This is a genomic window from Flavobacterium gelatinilyticum (genome assembly GCF_027111295.1).
Taxonomy (GTDB): Bacteria; Bacteroidota; Bacteroidia; order Flavobacteriales; family Flavobacteriaceae; genus Flavobacterium; species Flavobacterium gelatinilyticum.
Window position 1 is genome coordinate 3255524 of record NZ_CP114287.1, and the last position, 16542, is coordinate 3272065.

Sequence of the window (16542 nt, forward strand, 5' to 3'; positions counted from 1 at the left end):
TATACTTGCCCGGTCTAATTCCAAACCTTTTCTATGAAAACACAACTACTCTTATTGCTTTTATTAGCTAATTTTTCGATTTATGCACAGACCAATTTAGTACCAAATGGGGAATTTGAAAAGTGGACAAGCTCCACAGTATTGTCTGATTGGACAACTCAAAACAATGTTACACAAAACAACACAGAGTATTGGGAAGGATTTAATAGCGTAAAATTATCTTTTACAAACAGTGCTTCGATTCCAAAAATCACAACACAAGTTCCTTTAAAAGCTGGAATTACTTATGTTGTTAAATTCAAATACAAATATTTAAGCAGCAATTATAACAGTTCTCATCCAATTGTCTTAAACATTAGTAAAAACGGAAGTTCTACAACACTTTCTAATAGTATTTTTGCTAAAGATAATAACTGGACAACAGTTGAAACTACTTTTATACCAGATCAAAATTTATCTTATGATTTAAGCATTTCTTTAAATACTCTTGATAACATCGGATTTAACGCAAATATCGATCATTTACAGGTTTATGCTAAAGGAACAGAGCAATATACCCTTATTCCAGATTTGAGTTTTGAAAAAAACTTGATAGCTCTTGGTATCGACTCAGGTACAACAGACGGAAAAGTTTTGACATCTAGTATTTCTACACTAACTTCTTTGAATATAACTGGAAATGGTAATGGCGTAGGTCTTATTAAGGATTTGACTGGAATTCAAGATTTCAGGGCATTAACATTACTAATTTGTCAAGGTCAACAATTGACGACTTTAAATCTAACTACAAATACCGCTTTAGTTATTTTAAATTGCCAGAACAACTTATTGACAAGTTTGGATATTTCTAAAAATCCCGCTTTAACTACTATTATTTGTAACAATAATAGCCTAACCAATCTTGATATTTCTGAAAAATTAGGCTTAAACAATTTACAATGTGGATCTAATAAATTAACAAGTCTTGATATTTCAAAAAACACTGCGTTAATCACTTTAAAGTGTGAAAAAAACCTACTAACAAGTCTTGATATTACAAAACACATTGCTTTAGTCACTTTAGATTGTTCGGGAAATTTACTAACAAGTCTGGATGCTTCAAAAAATATAGCTTTGACATCTTTATATTGTCAAGACAACTCTCTAACCAGTGTAAATATAAAAAATGGAAACAATAAGGCTTTTTACTGGAATTTTATTCATCATTTAAGCTTTTATGGGAATAAAGATTTGAAATGTATCACCGTAGATGATCCGGTCTATTCAAGTAAAAATTGGGCGGGAAACAGAGAATATGAGTCTACATTTGCTTTAGCTTGTGATGGGCAGTACACCGCTATCCCCGATCCAAATTTTGAACAACATATTATAGATCTAGGGCTAGATTCAGGCAAGCTTGATGGAAAAGTACTAACAGCAAACATTTCTACCGTAAAGACTCTGTCTGTATTTTCCAGAAATATCTCAGATCTGACAGGAATTGAGGATTTTACTGCATTAACTTCCTTATCTTGTAATAGTAATAAGTTGTCTTCGTTAGATATTTCAAAAAATATTGCTTTAACAGAATTACGTTGCTCAAATAATCCTCAATTAAGTTTTCTGGATGTTTCTAACAATGTTAATTTAAATTATCTATATTGTGATAATTTAAACCTAAAAACTTTAAACCTAAAAAATAATTTGAAGCTTATTGAACTCAATTGCAGCAACAATTATTTGACCTCTTTAGAAATTCCTCATAATCGTGATTTTACTTATCTCGATTGTTCTTTTAATCGATTATCAAATCTGGATGTTTCTAAAAATTTTAAACTCAATTATCTTGATTGTTCATATAATAAAATAATTGGTCTTGATCTTTCAGAAAATTATTTATTAACTACTCTTAGATGTAGCAAAAACAATCTATTTAACCTGAATTTGAGAAGTGGAAACAACGTAATAATGAAGATCCACAACCTTGGTAGCAATCCTAATTTAAAATGCATCAGCGTCGACAAGGAAACTGTCAATAACTCTCTTTGGGAGACTTCTAAAGATCCAAAAGCTTCTTACTATAATGGAGTTTGTTCTGAAAATATTCCTTATACTCTTATCCCTGATCCTTCTTTTGAAGAAAAATTAATAGCATTAGGAATTGATACCGATGGTAAGAATGGAAAAGTACTAACTGCTAATATCTGTAATGTCGAAACCTTAGATGTTGCTTCTAGCAATATTTCGAGTTTAAAAGGAATCGAAGATTTTACATCTTTAACTTACTTGGATTGCGGTTCAAATAAAATTAACTCACCAGATTTTTCAGAAAATATCCTTTTAACTACTTTATATTACTCAAAGAATTCTGCAAAAACTTTAAATCTGTCTAAGAATGAATTCTTAACTTTTTTAGATTGCAGCACAAATGAATTAACCCGCCTTGATCTTTCTACAAATAGAGCTTTGACATATTTAAATTTGAGTAAAAATTCTTTTGCCAGTCTTGATGTTACCCGCCATACCGCTTTGACAACTTTAAACTGTGCAGATAATAAATTAACAATCCTTGATATAACAAAAAACCTTTCTTTAAGTGCTTTTTATTGCAATGATAATTTATTAGAAACAATAGATATTTCTAAAAACACTGCCGTATCTAAACTTAACTGCCAGAATAACAAATTGATAAGTTTGAATTTAAAAAACGGAAATAATACAAATTTTGATCTGACTGATTCCAATTTTACAAATAATCCCCTACTTACTTGTATTAACGTAGATGATGAAAATTATTCAAATAAAAATTGGTCGGATAAAAAAGATGTAACTGCAAATTTTAATAACGCCTGTAATACAGCCTATACTTTAATTCCAGATATTAACTTTGAAAAGAAGTTAATTGCTTTAAATATTGATTATGGCGTTCCAGACGGAAGAGTTTATACCGTTAAAATTTCTTCTATAACTAACATAAATTTAAGTAATGCCTCTATTTCTAATCTAACAGGAATTCAGGATTTTATCGCATTGAATAGTTTAAATTGCGAATCGAATCAATTAACAACGATAGATCTCTCTAAAAACTCAGCGCTGGTAGATGTGGATCTTGACGACAATAAAATAACAAACATAAATACCACAAATAATATCAATTTAGAAAATTTAAAAATCTCCAATAATGAATTAGAATCCATTAATGTTTCTAATAATAGTAACTTGAAGCAACTATTTTGTATGTCTAATAAATTAACTACTCTTGATGTTTCAAAAAATAAAAAACTAAAGGATTTACGTTGTGCATCAAATCAATTAACAAACCTGGACCTTTCAGCAAATCCTCTTTGGACAATCAATTGTTCTAGAAATAATCTTTCGACATTAAATTTAAAAAATGGATCAAACAGATATATCTCAATTGATATGATTAATCTTAGCTTAACAGAAAACCCACTGTTAAAGTGCATTCAGGTAGATGATGCCGATTATTCGACTAAAAATTGGGCAGAAAGAAAAGATCCTGGAGCATCTTTTTCTACGAATTGTGCTTCTTTAGGCCTTGAAGATTCTGTTTTTGCACACGCTGCGATTTATCCAAACCCAACAAAAGGAGAATTAAGTATTCAAAATGTAAACTTAGAAAAAGCAGATGTTTACAATGTTTTAGGACAGCTTGTTAAATCATTTACTTTAAATTCATCAAATACTGATAATACCATTAGTTTAAATGGATTACCAAAAGGTGTTTATTTTGTCTATCTGATTAATCAGGATGCTGCTACAGCTAAAAAAGTAATTGTAGAATAATCCAATCATTATATAAATTCAAAAATCCCATTTTCAACTTCATGAAAATGGGATTTTTTATGTCCTAACTTTTCTTTTTAAAAAATATCTTCGCAGCTAAAAACATCTTTCAGCCTCACACCTTTTTCGGTATGCTCAACCGTTATAATTTGATTGTGGGCATCGTGTTCCAGAAATAAATAATAGTTATTATCTGCCGCTGTATTTAAAAACTTCGCTTTTTCATCAAGGGTTAAAAGCGGCCTTGTATCATATCCCATTACATACGGAAGCGGAATATGCCCGACTGTAGGCAATATATCCGCACAGAAAACTATCGTTTTATCTTTATACTGAATATGCGGAATCATTTGTTTTTCAGTATGCCCGTCGGCATAGAAAATTCCGAAACCTAATTCTTTTGAAAAACCAAAATCACCTTCAGTTCTTTCGATAAAATTCAGCTGTCCGCTTTCCTGCATCGGAATAATATTTTCGGTCAAAAACGAAGCTTTTTCACGTGGGTTTGGTTTTACTGCCCATTCCCAGTGATTTTCGTTGGTCCAGAATTTTGCATTTTTAAAAGCCGGTTCATAAAATGTTTTATCAGAATTCCACTGAATACTGCCACCGCAATGATCAAAATGAAGATGCGTCATAAAAACATCTGTAATATCATCACGATTAAAACCATATTTTGCCAGTGACTTATCTATAGAATGCGATCCCCAAAGCGAATAATATCCAAAAAACTTATCCGACTGTTTATCGCCCATTCCGGTATCAATTAAAATAAGACGATTTCCATCTTCAATAAGCAGACAGCGCGCTGCAAGATCAATTAAATTGTCAGCATCCGCCGGATTTGTTTTGTTCCAGATTGTTTTTGGCACCACACCAAACATAGCGCCGCCGTCTAATTTAAAATTCCCGGATTCTATAGGGTAAAGTTTCATGATATTTGAATTTCTAATAATAACAAAGCTAGCAAAAACCATTTCTCTTTTGCTAAAATTTCTGTGTAAACTATAATTATACAAGAAAAAACAAAATTAAGAATAGTGCATCAGACAAAAACTTTTAGCTTAAAACCTCTAATTTATTGTAAAATTAAAGCGGTTAAAATGAGTATTATTTAACAAAAATAACTTCTGTCTATTTTAACATTTGTTATAATAATGTGAACCGTTATGGAAAAAGGTTTTTAAGTCGTATCTTTGCAGACAATTTCATTTCAACATTGACAGACAGCACTTTAAAATATAATAATTTGATTACTTTTTAATAAATATTAAAGGAATGTTGAAAAAGATAAATACCATAAAAAAATGATAAAAGTTTCTGATACAGCCAAAAAGAAAATCATCGACCTAATGACTGATGATGGTTTTGACGCCGCAAGCGACTACGTGAGAGTAGGCGTAAAAAGCGGTGGATGCTCTGGTTTGTCTTATGATTTAAAATTTGACAAAACCAAAGGAGATGACGATAAAATCTTCGTAGATAACGACATCCAAATTGCAGTTGAAAAAAAATCATTCCTGTATTTAGCCGGAACAATTTTAGAATTCTCAGGCGGATTAAACGGAAAAGGATTTGTTTTCAATAATCCTAACGCAAGCAGAACTTGCGGATGTGGAGAATCATTTTCTTTATAGTCAAAAGCCGAAAGTCATAAAGTCTAAAAGACTGCTTAGTGACTTTACAACTTTGGACTTTACAACTTTAAGACAACATTAAAAATATAATGAGCAAATACACCGAAGACGATTTAAAAATCGAACTGGAAACTAAAGAATATGAGTACGGATTTTATACCAATATAGAATCTGAAACTTTCCCTATTGGCTTAAACGAAGAGATTGTAAGAGCTATTTCGCTTAAAAAAGAAGAACCTGAATGGATGACCGAATGGCGTATCGAGGCTTTCCGTGCATGGAAAGAAATGATCGAGCCAGAATGGGCAAACGTAAATTACGAAAAACCAGACTTTCAGGCAATTTCTTATTATTCAGCTCCAAAAGCAGTAGATCCTAATAAAACTTTGGATGATGTTGATCCGGAATTATTAGAGATGTACAAAAAGTTAGGAATCTCTGTAGACGAACAGAAAAAAATGAACAATATCGCAATGGATATCGTTGTCGATTCTGTTTCTGTTGCTACAACTTTCAAGAAAACTTTGGCAGAAAAAGGAATTATTTTCTGTCCGATTTCTGAGGCAATTAAAGAACATCCAGAATTAGTAAAAAAATATTTAGGTACAGTTGTTCCACAAAAAGATAACTTCTATGCGGCGCTGAACTCAGCTGTTTTCTCTGACGGAAGTTTCTGTTATATTCCAAAAGGCGTAAAATGTCCGATGGAACTTTCAACTTATTTCAGAATCAACCAGGCGGGAACTGGGCAATTCGAAAGAACTTTGGTTATTGCTGATGAAGGAAGCTACGTTTCTTACCTTGAAGGATGTACAGCACCAAGCCGTGACGAAAACCAACTACACGCTGCTGTGGTTGAATTAATCGCTTTGGATGATGCTGAAATTAAATATTCTACAGTTCAAAACTGGTTCCCAGGAAATAAAGAAGGAAAAGGCGGGGTTTACAACTTCGTAACCAAAAGAGGTTTATGCGAAACCAACGCTAAAATTTCATGGACACAGGTTGAAACAGGTTCCGCTGTAACTTGGAAATATCCTTCTTGTGTATTAAAAGGTGACAATTCAGTAGGAGAATTTTATTCTATTGCTGTTACAAATAATTTCCAACAAGCGGATACTGGAACAAAAATGATTCATTTAGGAAAAAACACTAAATCGACTATTATTTCTAAAGGTATTTCGGCTGGAAAATCACAAAATAGCTACCGTGGTTTAGTGCAAATTTCGCCAAGAGCTGAGAATGCAAGAAACTTTTCTCAATGTGATTCTCTTTTGATGGGTAACAATTGTGGTGCGCATACTTTCCCTTATATCGAAAGTAAGAATCCATCTGCAAAAATCGAGCACGAAGCAACTACAAGTAAAATTGGAGAAGATCAGGTTTTCTATTGCAACCAAAGAGGTATTCCGACAGAAAAAGCGATTGCCTTAATTGTAAACGGTTTCAGTAAAGATGTATTGAACAAACTTCCGATGGAATTTGCTGTTGAAGCTCAAAAATTATTAGAGATTTCTTTAGAAGGTTCTGTAGGATAATTTGAAGATGGAAAATAAAAAAGTCATCATTTTAGGTTCTTCCAGAAAAAACGGAAACACAACAAAAATTGTGGATGAAATTTCGAAAGAACACGACATAGATGTAATTAATTTAAGTGATTATACTATATCCTATTATGATTACGAAAGCAAAAATATAGGCGATGATTTTTTGCCTCTAATAAGAGGAATTATCGAAAAGTACGACACTTTAATTTTTGCAACGCCCATTTATTGGTATAATATGAGCGGAATTATGAAGGTCTTTTTTGACAGGATTTCAGATTTAATCCGAATTGAAAAAGAAACCGGACGAAAACTAAGAGGAAAGAAAATTGGAGTGATTACAAATTCACACGACAATGAAATCGAAGAGAGTTTTTACATTCCGTTTCAAAAAACAGCCGATTATTTAGGCATGGAATATTTAGGACACGCACATTACAATGCAAATATCCTAAACCAAACAACAAAAATAGAATTGACATTTATATAAAATAAAAAACAATGTTATCAATAAAAAACCTTCACGCCGCGATTGGTGATAAAGAAATCCTTAAGGGAATTAATATAGAAGTTAAAGCTGGAGAAGTTCACGCGATAATGGGACCAAACGGTTCTGGAAAAAGTACACTTTCTGCTGTTATTGCAGGAAACGAAAACTACGAAGTTACAGACGGAGAGGTAATTCTTGACGGAGAAGATCTTGCTGATCTTGCTCCTGAAGAAAGAGCACATAAAGGTGTTTTCCTTTCTTTTCAATATCCGGTAGAAATTCCTGGAGTTAGCGTAACTAACTTTATGAAAACGGCTATCAACGAAACTCGTAAAGCAAACGGACAGGAAGAAATGCCTGCAAACGAAATGCTAAAGGTGATTCGTGAGAAATCTGAATTATTAGAAATCGACCGTAAATTTTTATCTCGTTCTTTAAATGAAGGTTTTTCTGGAGGAGAGAAAAAAAGAAACGAGATTTTTCAAATGGCAATGTTAGAGCCAAAATTGGCCATCCTTGACGAAACCGATTCTGGTCTTGATATCGACGCATTAAGAATTGTAGCAAATGGTGTAAACAAATTGAAAAGCGACAAAAACGCAATCATTGTTATCACACACTACCAACGTTTGTTAGATTATATCGTTCCGGACTTCGTTCACGTTCTTTACAACGGAAGAATCGTAAAATCTGGCGGAAAAGAATTGGCTTACGAATTAGAAGAAAAAGGATACGACTGGATTAAAGCAGAGAACTAAATTTTTGTTTCAGGTTTCATGTTTTTTTTAGTTTCAAGTTACAAACTATATTTGTAATTTTTAACTTACATAAAATTTGAAATGGCAACAATTACGAGGTTTGAAGATTTAGAAATCTGGAAAGAGGCAAGACGATTAGCAAAAGAAATACATTTTATTTCGGTTGAAACAGAGTTAAGATCCGATCTCAGATTTAAAAATCAAATAAAAAGTTCTTCGGGTTCAGTGATGGATAACATTGCAGAAGGTTTTGAAAGAGATGGAAATTTAGAATTTCGACAATTTTTATCAATTGCAAAAGGTTCAGCCGGAGAAACAAGATCTCAATTATATCGAGTTTTTGATTTTGAATATATTTCAGAAGAAAAATTCGAAGCTTTAAAAAAGGATTATGAAAATTTAAGTGGTAAAATAAAAAACTTTATCACTTATCTAAATAAAAAAGATTTCAAAGGAAATAAGTTTCAAAAAACCTGAAACATTAACCTGAAACAAAAAAGGATCCAAAGGAAATCAAGTTCCAACAAGCAAACGTGAAACTTGAAACCTGAAACTCCGAAGGAAACAAACAACAGAAATGGATTTAAAAGAAAAATTAGTATCGTCTTTTATGGCTTTTGAAGAGCGTGTTGATGTGCATTCAGATTTGCATGACATCCGTACAAATGCTATAAAAAACTTCGAAAATAAAGGTTTCCCAACCAAAAAGGAAGAAGCTTGGAAATACACATCGCTAAATGCCATCTTAAAAAATGATTTTACGGTTTTTCCAAAACAGGAAAATGCAATCGAATTCAATCAGGTAAAAAAATACTTTTTACACGAAATAGACACTTATAAATTAGTTTTTATTGATGGTGTTTTCAGTTCGCATTTGTCTTCTACAACGCACGACGGAATCGATGTTTGTTTGATGTCATCGGCATTGACCAAACCAAAATATAAAATGATTATTGATACATACTTTAATCAAATTGCAAGTAAAGATGACAGCTTGACTTCATTGAATACTGCTTTTGCAATGGAAGGTGCTTTTATCAATATTCCAAAGAAAAAAGTAGCTGATAAACCAATTGAGGTAATGTTTTTTTCAACCGGTTCAGAATCTGCTTTAATGGTTCAGCCGAGAAATTTGATTATTGTGGGCGAAAATTCACATGTTCAAATTATCGAGCGTCACCAAAGTTTGAATGAAAATCCGGTTTTAACAAATTCTGTTACAGAGATTTTCGCTCAAAAACGTGCCATTGTTGATTATTACAAAATTCAAAACGACAACAGCGAAGCGAATTTAGTTGACAATACTTACGTTTCTCAACAACAAGAAAGCCACGCTTCTGTTCATACTTTCTCATTTGGAGGAAATTTAACTCGTAACAACTTAAACTTTTACCATTTCGGAGAAAGATTGACAAGTACGTTGAACGGAATTTCTATCTTGAATGACAAACAACACGTTGATCATTATACTTTGGTAAACCATGCGCAACCAAACTGCGAAAGTTTCCAAGATTATAAAGGAATTTTCTCTGATCGTTCGACAGGCGTTTTCAACGGAAAAGTTCTGGTTGAGAAAGAAGCCCAGAAAACAAATGCTTTCCAAAAAAGCAACAACATTTTATTGAGTGACAAAGCTACAATCAACGCAAAACCACAATTGGAAATTTTTGCTGATGACGTAAAATGTTCTCACGGATGTACGGTTGGACAGCTTGATGAAACAGCAATGTTCTACATGCAATCTCGTGGAATCCCGAAAAAAGAAGCTAAAGCTTTATTGATGTACGCATTCTCAAATGCCGTTATCGAAAGTATTAAAATACCAGAATTAAAACAAAGAATTACTAAAATCATTGCCATGAAATTAGGCGTTAATTTAGGATTTGATTTGTAATTTTTCTTAACCGCAAAGAGCGCAAAGGTTTACGCAAGGTTCGCAAAGTTTTTATTTAAGCTTTGCGAACTTTGCGTTTTTACTTAATTCCTCCTGCGAGGTTTTCAAAACCTCGTAGGTATTTTATTTTCTATTTGACACCTACAAGGTTTTGAAAACCTTGCAGGAGCTGAAATCTAAATTACTTATTAACAGAAGCAATAACCTCTTTCAAAAATCCATTAAAATCAAATCCAGGTTCCTCTTCTCTTACTCCCATTCTCACAATCACCATATCTTTTGATGGAATAATCGCTACCATCTGACCTTGGTAACCACTACAATAAAACATATCACGAGGAACATCCGGGAATTTTCCGCCTGCGTTTAACCAAAATTGTGCGCCATATTTCCCTTCAGAAGTATTGGTTGGCGTTGCCGTGTATTTTACCCAACTTTCGTCAAGGATTTGTTCGCCGTTCCAGTTTCCTTTATGAAGATATAATAATCCGAATTTTGACCAGTCGCGCGGTGTTGCCCATCCGTAAGATGAGCCAACGAAAGTTCCGCTCATATCTTGTTCTACAATCATCGAGTTCATTCCGATTTTGTCGATTATGGCGCTGTACCAAAAATCAAGATATTCTTGTTGTGTTTTAAATTGTCTTCTTAAAATCAGCGACAATAAATTGGTTGTTCCGGAAGAATAATTCCAATGTGTATTCGGTTTGAATTGTGCTGGTTTATCCAATTGTACTTTCCCCATATCTTCGGCCTGAAAAAGCATTTTTGTAGCATCGCAGATCGTGCTGTAATTCTCTTCCCATTCTAAACCGGAATTCATATGAAGCAAATCGTTTAGCGTAATATTTTTACGTTCGTCATTTTTCCATTCTGCAACCGGAGCAGGTTTGTAAATGTCAATTTTTCCTTGTTTTGCCAAAACGCCAAAAGCCGAACTTGTGATACTTTTTGTCATCGACCAACCCAGAATTTTACTGTCTTTATTGAATCCTGTATCGTATTTTTCAGCTACTAAATGATCTTTATACAAAACTACAACGGCGCGAGTTCTTTTAATTCTTCCTCCGGTTTTATCAAAAGCATTTTCTACTGCTTTTTTCAATTTTGAATAATCAACATTCGAAAATGCCGAATCTTTTGGTTCATTATTTCCGTATGGAAAAGGTAGATTATTTTCTAATTTGGTTCTTTTCGGAAGAAGATAGGGTTTTGAAACATCAAAATCATCATTAATCAAAGTTGCTCCTAATCCTTCGCGGTAAATGGCTTTTCTTTTTTTCAATCCATAAACCGAAGAAATTGCAAACTTTCCCGAATCATCAATTGAATTTTCAGCCAAATCAATCATATCGATATCATTGTCTGTTTTTTGAATTAAATCAAGCGGACGATTATCTATAAAATGTCCAGAAGCGACACTTTTGGCCGAGAAACCAGAAATCAAATCCAACTTCGGATAAGTTGTAAATCCGAAATATAAAAAAGCAAGAACCACTACAAGCAAAAGTACTTTGAGAAATTTTTTCATGATGATTTAAGTTATTTTACTGCAATATAAATAATTTATGGTCACGAATTTAGAACTCAAAATATAATTCTGATTCGGATAATTCAGAAAACCGAATCGATTTTTACAAAATCAGCATTTCAGCTTTACACAATGGCATCATAAAAGGAAATTATAGAATTGCTGTATAAACAAATTTAGTTTTAGTACTTTTGTAAATAGATTTTTTCTAAATAAGACATGCTAGATATTCAAAAAATAAGAGCTGATTTCCCGATACTTTCTCAAACTGTAAACGGAAAGCCATTAGTATATTTCGACAACGGAGCTACTTCGCAAAAACCACAAGTTGTAATTGATGCTGAAGTAAAATATTATCAAGAAATCAATGCCAACATTCACCGTGGCGTTCACACTTTAAGCCAGTTAGCGACTGATGCTTACGAGGTTGCTCGTGGAAAAGTAAAAGACCACATCAATGCAAAACATGCTCACGAAGTGCTTTTCACTTCAGGAACTACGCACGGAATTAACTTAGTTGCAAACGGATTCGCTTCGATTTTAAAATCTGGAGATGAAGTCGTTGTTTCTTCTTTGGAACATCACAGTAACATTGTGCCTTGGCAGATGTTGTGCGAGAAAACAGGAGCGATTTTAAAAGTTATTCCGATTGATCAAAATGGAGAATTGATCATTGAAGAATTTGACAAATTGCTTTCAGATAAAACGAAAATTGTTACTGTAAATCATATTTCGAACGCATTGGGAATTATTAACCCAATTAAATATATTATTGATAAAGCGCACGCTGTTGGCTCTGCTGTTTTAATTGACGGTGCGCAGGCTGTTCCGCATTTAAAACCAGACGTTCAGGAATTAGATTGCGATTTTTATGCTTTTTCTGGTCATAAAATGTGCGGTCCAACGGGAACTGGAATTCTTTATGGAAAAGAAGAATGGCTGAACAAACTTCCTCCTTATCAAGGCGGGGGCGAGATGATTAAAGAAGTGACTTTCGAAAAAACAACTTATGCCGATCTTCCGCATAAATTTGAAGCCGGGACTCCAAATATCGCTGGCGGAATCGTATTAGGAACTGCAATTGATTATTTAAACGAAGTTGGTTTTGATAATATTCAAGCATACGAACACGAACTTTTAGAACACGCTACAAAACGTTTATCTGAAATTGAAGGTATTAGAATCTACGGAACTGGAAAAAATAAAGCTTCTGTAGTTTCGTTTAATATTGATGGAATCCATCCGTATGATGTTGGTTCTATTATCGATAAGTTGGGAATTGCGGTTAGAACCGGACATCATTGTGCGCAGCCAATCATGAATTTCTTCTGTATTCCGGGAACGATTCGTGCTTCTTTTTCTTTCTATAATACTAAAGAAGAAATTGACCAAATGGTTGATGCTGTTAAGAAAGCTCAAACAATGCTAAGCTAAAATCTATTTTTATGAGAATATTATCTTTATTGCTTTTAACAGTATTTATTACTGCTGGTTGCTGCAGTCAAAAAAATGTAGATATGAAATCAACTCAAATTGAATATTCTGCACTTTCAAGGGGGTACTATAAAATGATAATCGTTCAAAATAAAACGGTTTCTGTTACTAAAGAACGTAACGCGCAAGCTGTTGAAAGCAATATCACTGATGCCAAATGGAATAAAATTGTTTCTGCATTTTCAAAAGTGAATTTGGAAAGTCTTTCTGATTTAAAAGCACCAACTGACAAACGCACTTATGATGGGGCAGCAATAGGAAATTTAAAAATAGTAAAAGATGGAAAAACCTACGAAACTCCAGGTTTCGACAATGGTTTTCCTCCAAAAGAAATCGAGGAACTAGTAAATTTATTAGTTGATTTTTCTAAAGAATAATTATGACGATAAAAGAAATACAAGACGAAATAATAGACGAATTTTCAATGTTTGATGACTGGATGCAGCGCTATGAATACATCATCGAACTTGGAAAAAGTCTTCCTTTAATTAAAGAGGAATACAAAACCGACGAGAATTTAATCAAAGGCTGTCAGTCTAAAGTTTGGCTGCAAGGTGAACAACAAGATGATAAAATTGTTTTTACGGCAGACAGCGATGCCATTTTGACAAAAGGAATAATCGCTATTTTAATTCGTGCATTCTCTAATCAAAAAGCAAAAGATATTCTCGAAGCAGATACCGATTTTATTGACGAAATCGGATTAAAAGAACATTTATCTGCAACACGCGCCAACGGTTTGGTTTCGATGGTAAAAAATATCAAAATGTATGCTTTGGCTTTTGATGCAAAAAACAAAAATTAAAGAAAATTAAACCATATAAGGCATATAAGAAAGTTTAAGTTTTGCTTTAAATGAACTTATATGACTTATATCGTTAGAAAAAATTAAAGTAGGTTTTATCTTTCTTTTTTATTTGTATCATTGCTAAAAAAAGTAATGATTACAAAGAAATATTTGACTGATTTAATTTATCAGGTAAACGGAGCGGCGATTGAAGTTCATAGAAAAATTGGAGCAGGACTTTTAGAAAGCATTTATCATCAGTGTATGATTAAAGAACTTTCTTTAAGAGGAATTAATTTTCAATCAGAATTAAAAATTCCTATTGAATATAAAGGTTTAAAATTGGAATCAGATTTAAGATGTGATCTATTTATTGAAAATTGCTTAGTTCTAGAATTAAAAGCAGTTGATCAAATTATTCCAATTCATGTCGCCAAACTAATGTCTTATATGAAACTTCTAGAATCTCCAATCGGACTAATGATAAATTTTAATGTAACAAATATTTATCACGAAGGTCAAAAAACATATGTCAACGATTTATATCGCTGGTTAGAAGAATAAAAATAAATTTATTAAACCATATAGTAATATTAAGAAAATTTAAGTTTTGCTTTAAATGAACTTACATGACTTATATGGTAAAAAAAACAAAAAAATGGAACAAGAAATAGACACAAACGAATTAGGAGAATCAATCGTAAGAGTTTTAAAAGGCATTTACGATCCTGAGATTCCTGTAGATATTTATGAATTAGGATTAATCTACGACGTAATGGTAAACACAGATTACGAAGTAAAAATCTTAATGACACTTACTTCTCCAAACTGTCCGGTTGCCGAAAGTTTACCAAGAGAAGTTGAAGAGAAAGTAAAAACAATCGAAAACATCAAAGATGTTGATGTTGAAATTACTTTTGATCCGCCTTGGAGCAAAGATTTAATGAGCGAAGAAGCGAAATTAGAATTAGGAATGCTTTAATATTTGTTTCAGGTTTAAAGTTTCAAGTTAAAAGTTAAGCAACTTGAAACCTGAAACTTTAAACTTGCAACCAACTTTTCACATGGAAGAAATCATCAATAAAGTTGCCAATAGTGCCTTAGAAGTTTTTGATTTGGAGGATTATTATCCAAAAGGAATACGTATTCAGATTGACATTTCGCAATGGCTTTTGGAAGGATTTTTACTAAAAGAAAAAGACTTTAGAGAACATCTTAAAAATCACGATTGGTCGCAATATCAGAATCAGTATGTGGCTGTACATTGCAGTACAGATGCCATTATACCTGCGTGGGCACTAATCTTGGTCAGCGTTCATTTAGCTCCTTTTGCTAAAAAAATAGTTAACGGAACAATTGAAGATTTAGACGCAAGTCTTTATGAAGAAATTTTAAGCAAAATCGATTATTCTGTTTACAAAAGTAAACCGGTAATTGTAAAAGGCTGTTCAAGAAAACCAGTTCCTATGCGTGCTTACATTTTGGCAACAAACTATTTACAGCCGTTTGCCCGAAGCATCATGTATGGCGAAGCCTGTTCTGCGGTTCCTTTATATAAAGAATCTAAGAAATAACCTGCACTTAGAAGCAATTTATCCCTTACTTTTCCGTTGGTTTTTAGTATATTTGAAAATACACTTAAATTAAAAACCATGAGAAAGCTGGCGTTTTTACTATGCATCGTGGCGAACTTTACTTTTGTTCAGGCACAAAATTCAGAAAAACAGTTAATTCAGAATACCGAAAAAGCGGTTAAAAAAATAAACGATACTATTGAAGGGGAAGGCTGGAAAAGCAAAGGGAATTTTTCCCTGCTGCTCAATCAATCTAGTTTTAACAACTGGATTGCCGGTGGAGAAGATAGTTTTTCTGGAACTTTAGGAATCAATTACGATCTTAATTACAAAAAGGATGATTTAACCTGGGACAACAAAGTTTTGGCTTCCTATGGTTTACTGCAAACTAAAAATGCTGATTTTGAAAAAAAGACAGATGACCGTTTCGAACTTAACTCAATTGTGGGAAAAAGAGCCTTCGGAGAATGGTATTACTCTTATTTCTTAAACTTCAGGACACAATTTACCACAGGTTATATCTATGGTCAGGATGCAAACGGAAAAGAAATCAGGACAGAAAATACCAAGTTTTTATCTCCGGGTTATTTAACAACTGGTCCCGGAATTTACTGGACAAAAGATGACAACCTAAAAGTAAACTTTGCACCGCTAACCTCAAAATTTACATTTGTAGACAGTGCTTATACTTCTGGAATTGATTATGTAGATGGTACTTATTTTGGTGTAGATGCCAACAAAAGCATACGTTACGAACTTGGTTTTTATGCTTCAGTTTATTACAAACTCGCAATTATGACCAATGTGACAGCGGAGAATACCTTAAATCTTTATTCAAATTATCTTGAAGATCCACAAAACGTCGACATGGATTATTCTTTGAACATCATCATGAAAGTAAACAAATATCTATCTGCCAACTTCTCATTTCAGGCAATATATGACGATAATGCATTCCGAGGATTTCAAACCAGACAAGTATTTGGTTTAGGAGTAAATTTCGGCTTTTAAATAAAAAAACGGCTTTTGAATTATCAAAAGCCGTTT

Annotated in this window: 16 protein-coding genes; 14 read left to right on the forward strand and 2 right to left on the reverse strand. The window is 32.9% G+C overall.

Translation table 11 applies throughout. From position 1 onward, the window contains the following. Positions 1–33 precede the first annotated feature (33 nt). Positions 34–3786 (forward strand): T9SS type A sorting domain-containing protein, encoded by a 3753-nt coding sequence (locus OZP11_RS13790; protein ID WP_281231137.1) that lies wholly within the window; start codon positions 34–36, stop codon positions 3784–3786. Positions 3787–3863: 77 nt separating this feature from the next. Here the strand turns inward: OZP11_RS13790 and OZP11_RS13795 are convergent, their stop codons facing one another. Continuing rightward, on the reverse strand, positions 3864–4721 hold the full coding sequence (locus OZP11_RS13795; RefSeq protein ID WP_281231138.1) for an MBL fold metallo-hydrolase: 858 nt from the start codon (positions 4719–4721) through the stop codon (positions 3864–3866). Between the two features lie 372 nt (positions 4722–5093). On the opposite strand from OZP11_RS13795, the gene OZP11_RS13800 reads away from it, so the two are divergent. From OZP11_RS13800 to sufD, 6 genes are all read left to right on the forward strand, one after another. Then, positions 5094–5423, forward strand: a complete 330-nt coding sequence (locus OZP11_RS13800; protein ID WP_068841559.1) for a HesB/IscA family protein — start codon at positions 5094–5096, stop codon at positions 5421–5423. An 89-nt stretch (positions 5424–5512) separates the two neighbouring features. Further along, positions 5513–6961 (forward strand): Fe-S cluster assembly protein SufB, encoded by a 1449-nt coding sequence (sufB, locus tag OZP11_RS13805; RefSeq protein WP_223706870.1) that lies wholly within the window; start codon positions 5513–5515, stop codon positions 6959–6961. A gap of 7 nt (positions 6962–6968) precedes the next feature. Continuing rightward, positions 6969–7457 carry a flavodoxin family protein gene (locus OZP11_RS13810; protein ID WP_281231140.1) on the forward strand — a complete coding sequence of 163 codons (489 nt, stop codon included), beginning with the start codon at positions 6969–6971 and terminating at the stop codon, positions 7455–7457. Between the two features lie 11 nt (positions 7458–7468). Beyond that, complete coding sequence (gene sufC, locus OZP11_RS13815) at positions 7469–8215, forward strand: Fe-S cluster assembly ATPase SufC (protein ID WP_008466070.1); 747 nt, start codon at positions 7469–7471, stop codon at positions 8213–8215. Positions 8216–8296: 81 nt separating this feature from the next. Continuing rightward, positions 8297–8692 carry a four helix bundle protein gene (locus OZP11_RS13820; protein WP_281231141.1) on the forward strand — a complete coding sequence of 132 codons (396 nt, stop codon included), beginning with the start codon at positions 8297–8299 and terminating at the stop codon, positions 8690–8692. Between the two features lie 100 nt (positions 8693–8792). After that, the gene (sufD, locus tag OZP11_RS13825; RefSeq protein ID WP_281231142.1) at positions 8793–10109 is read left to right on the forward strand and encodes a Fe-S cluster assembly protein SufD; all 1317 of its coding nucleotides are present in this window, start codon (positions 8793–8795) and stop codon (positions 10107–10109) included. Between the two features lie 181 nt (positions 10110–10290). Here the strand turns inward: sufD and OZP11_RS13830 are convergent, their stop codons facing one another. Next, positions 10291–11640: a serine hydrolase domain-containing protein gene (locus OZP11_RS13830; protein WP_281231143.1), complete on the reverse strand. Its 1350-nt coding sequence runs from the start codon at positions 11638–11640 to the stop codon at positions 10291–10293. Positions 11641–11859: 219 nt separating this feature from the next. Between OZP11_RS13830 and OZP11_RS13835 the strand changes: the two genes are divergently transcribed. The 7 genes from OZP11_RS13835 to OZP11_RS13865 all read left to right on the forward strand — a co-directional run bounded on the left by OZP11_RS13835 (position 11860) and on the right by OZP11_RS13865 (position 16506). Beyond that, positions 11860–13074 (forward strand): aminotransferase class V-fold PLP-dependent enzyme, encoded by a 1215-nt coding sequence (locus OZP11_RS13835; RefSeq protein ID WP_281231144.1) that lies wholly within the window; start codon positions 11860–11862, stop codon positions 13072–13074. An 83-nt stretch (positions 13075–13157) separates the two neighbouring features. Beyond that, positions 13158–13511 (forward strand): hypothetical protein, encoded by a 354-nt coding sequence (locus OZP11_RS13840; RefSeq protein WP_281231145.1) that lies wholly within the window; start codon positions 13158–13160, stop codon positions 13509–13511. 2 nt (positions 13512–13513) lie between these two features. Next, entirely contained in the window at positions 13514–13939 is a 426-nt protein-coding gene (locus OZP11_RS13845) for a SufE family protein (RefSeq protein WP_281231146.1), read from the forward strand. Between the two features lie 135 nt (positions 13940–14074). Then, positions 14075–14485: a GxxExxY protein gene (locus tag OZP11_RS13850; protein WP_281231147.1), complete on the forward strand. Its 411-nt coding sequence runs from the start codon at positions 14075–14077 to the stop codon at positions 14483–14485. A gap of 94 nt (positions 14486–14579) precedes the next feature. Next, complete coding sequence (locus tag OZP11_RS13855; RefSeq protein ID WP_012023258.1) at positions 14580–14903, forward strand: SUF system Fe-S cluster assembly protein; 324 nt, start codon at positions 14580–14582, stop codon at positions 14901–14903. Positions 14904–14985: 82 nt separating this feature from the next. Continuing rightward, positions 14986–15495: a DUF2480 family protein gene (locus OZP11_RS13860; protein WP_281235530.1), complete on the forward strand. Its 510-nt coding sequence runs from the start codon at positions 14986–14988 to the stop codon at positions 15493–15495. 78 nt (positions 15496–15573) lie between these two features. Beyond that, complete coding sequence (locus OZP11_RS13865; protein ID WP_281231148.1) at positions 15574–16506, forward strand: DUF3078 domain-containing protein; 933 nt, start codon at positions 15574–15576, stop codon at positions 16504–16506. The last annotated feature ends 36 nt before the right edge of the window (positions 16507–16542 follow it).

Coding starts and splice junctions, on each gene's coding strand:
- OZP11_RS13865 (WP_281231148.1), top strand. CDS start 15,574: ATGAGAAAGCTGGCGTTTTTACTATGCATCGTGGCGAACTTTACTTTT.
- OZP11_RS13860 (WP_281235530.1), top strand. CDS start 14,986: ATGGAAGAAATCATCAATAAAGTTGCCAATAGTGCCTTAGAAGTTTTT.
- OZP11_RS13790 (WP_281231137.1), top strand. CDS start 34: ATGAAAACACAACTACTCTTATTGCTTTTATTAGCTAATTTTTCGATT.
- OZP11_RS13810 (WP_281231140.1), top strand. CDS start 6,969: ATGGAAAATAAAAAAGTCATCATTTTAGGTTCTTCCAGAAAAAACGGA.
- OZP11_RS13850 (WP_281231147.1), top strand. CDS start 14,075: ATGATTACAAAGAAATATTTGACTGATTTAATTTATCAGGTAAACGGA.
- OZP11_RS13840 (WP_281231145.1), top strand. CDS start 13,158: ATGAAATCAACTCAAATTGAATATTCTGCACTTTCAAGGGGGTACTAT.
- OZP11_RS13830 (WP_281231143.1), bottom strand. CDS start 11,640: ATGAAAAAATTTCTCAAAGTACTTTTGCTTGTAGTGGTTCTTGCTTTT.
- sufD (WP_281231142.1), top strand. CDS start 8,793: ATGGATTTAAAAGAAAAATTAGTATCGTCTTTTATGGCTTTTGAAGAG.
- OZP11_RS13835 (WP_281231144.1), top strand. CDS start 11,860: ATGCTAGATATTCAAAAAATAAGAGCTGATTTCCCGATACTTTCTCAA.
- sufC (WP_008466070.1), top strand. CDS start 7,469: ATGTTATCAATAAAAAACCTTCACGCCGCGATTGGTGATAAAGAAATC.
- OZP11_RS13820 (WP_281231141.1), top strand. CDS start 8,297: ATGGCAACAATTACGAGGTTTGAAGATTTAGAAATCTGGAAAGAGGCA.
- OZP11_RS13845 (WP_281231146.1), top strand. CDS start 13,514: ATGACGATAAAAGAAATACAAGACGAAATAATAGACGAATTTTCAATG.
- sufB (WP_223706870.1), top strand. CDS start 5,513: ATGAGCAAATACACCGAAGACGATTTAAAAATCGAACTGGAAACTAAA.
- OZP11_RS13855 (WP_012023258.1), top strand. CDS start 14,580: ATGGAACAAGAAATAGACACAAACGAATTAGGAGAATCAATCGTAAGA.
- OZP11_RS13800 (WP_068841559.1), top strand. CDS start 5,094: ATGATAAAAGTTTCTGATACAGCCAAAAAGAAAATCATCGACCTAATG.
- OZP11_RS13795 (WP_281231138.1), bottom strand. CDS start 4,721: ATGAAACTTTACCCTATAGAATCCGGGAATTTTAAATTAGACGGCGGC.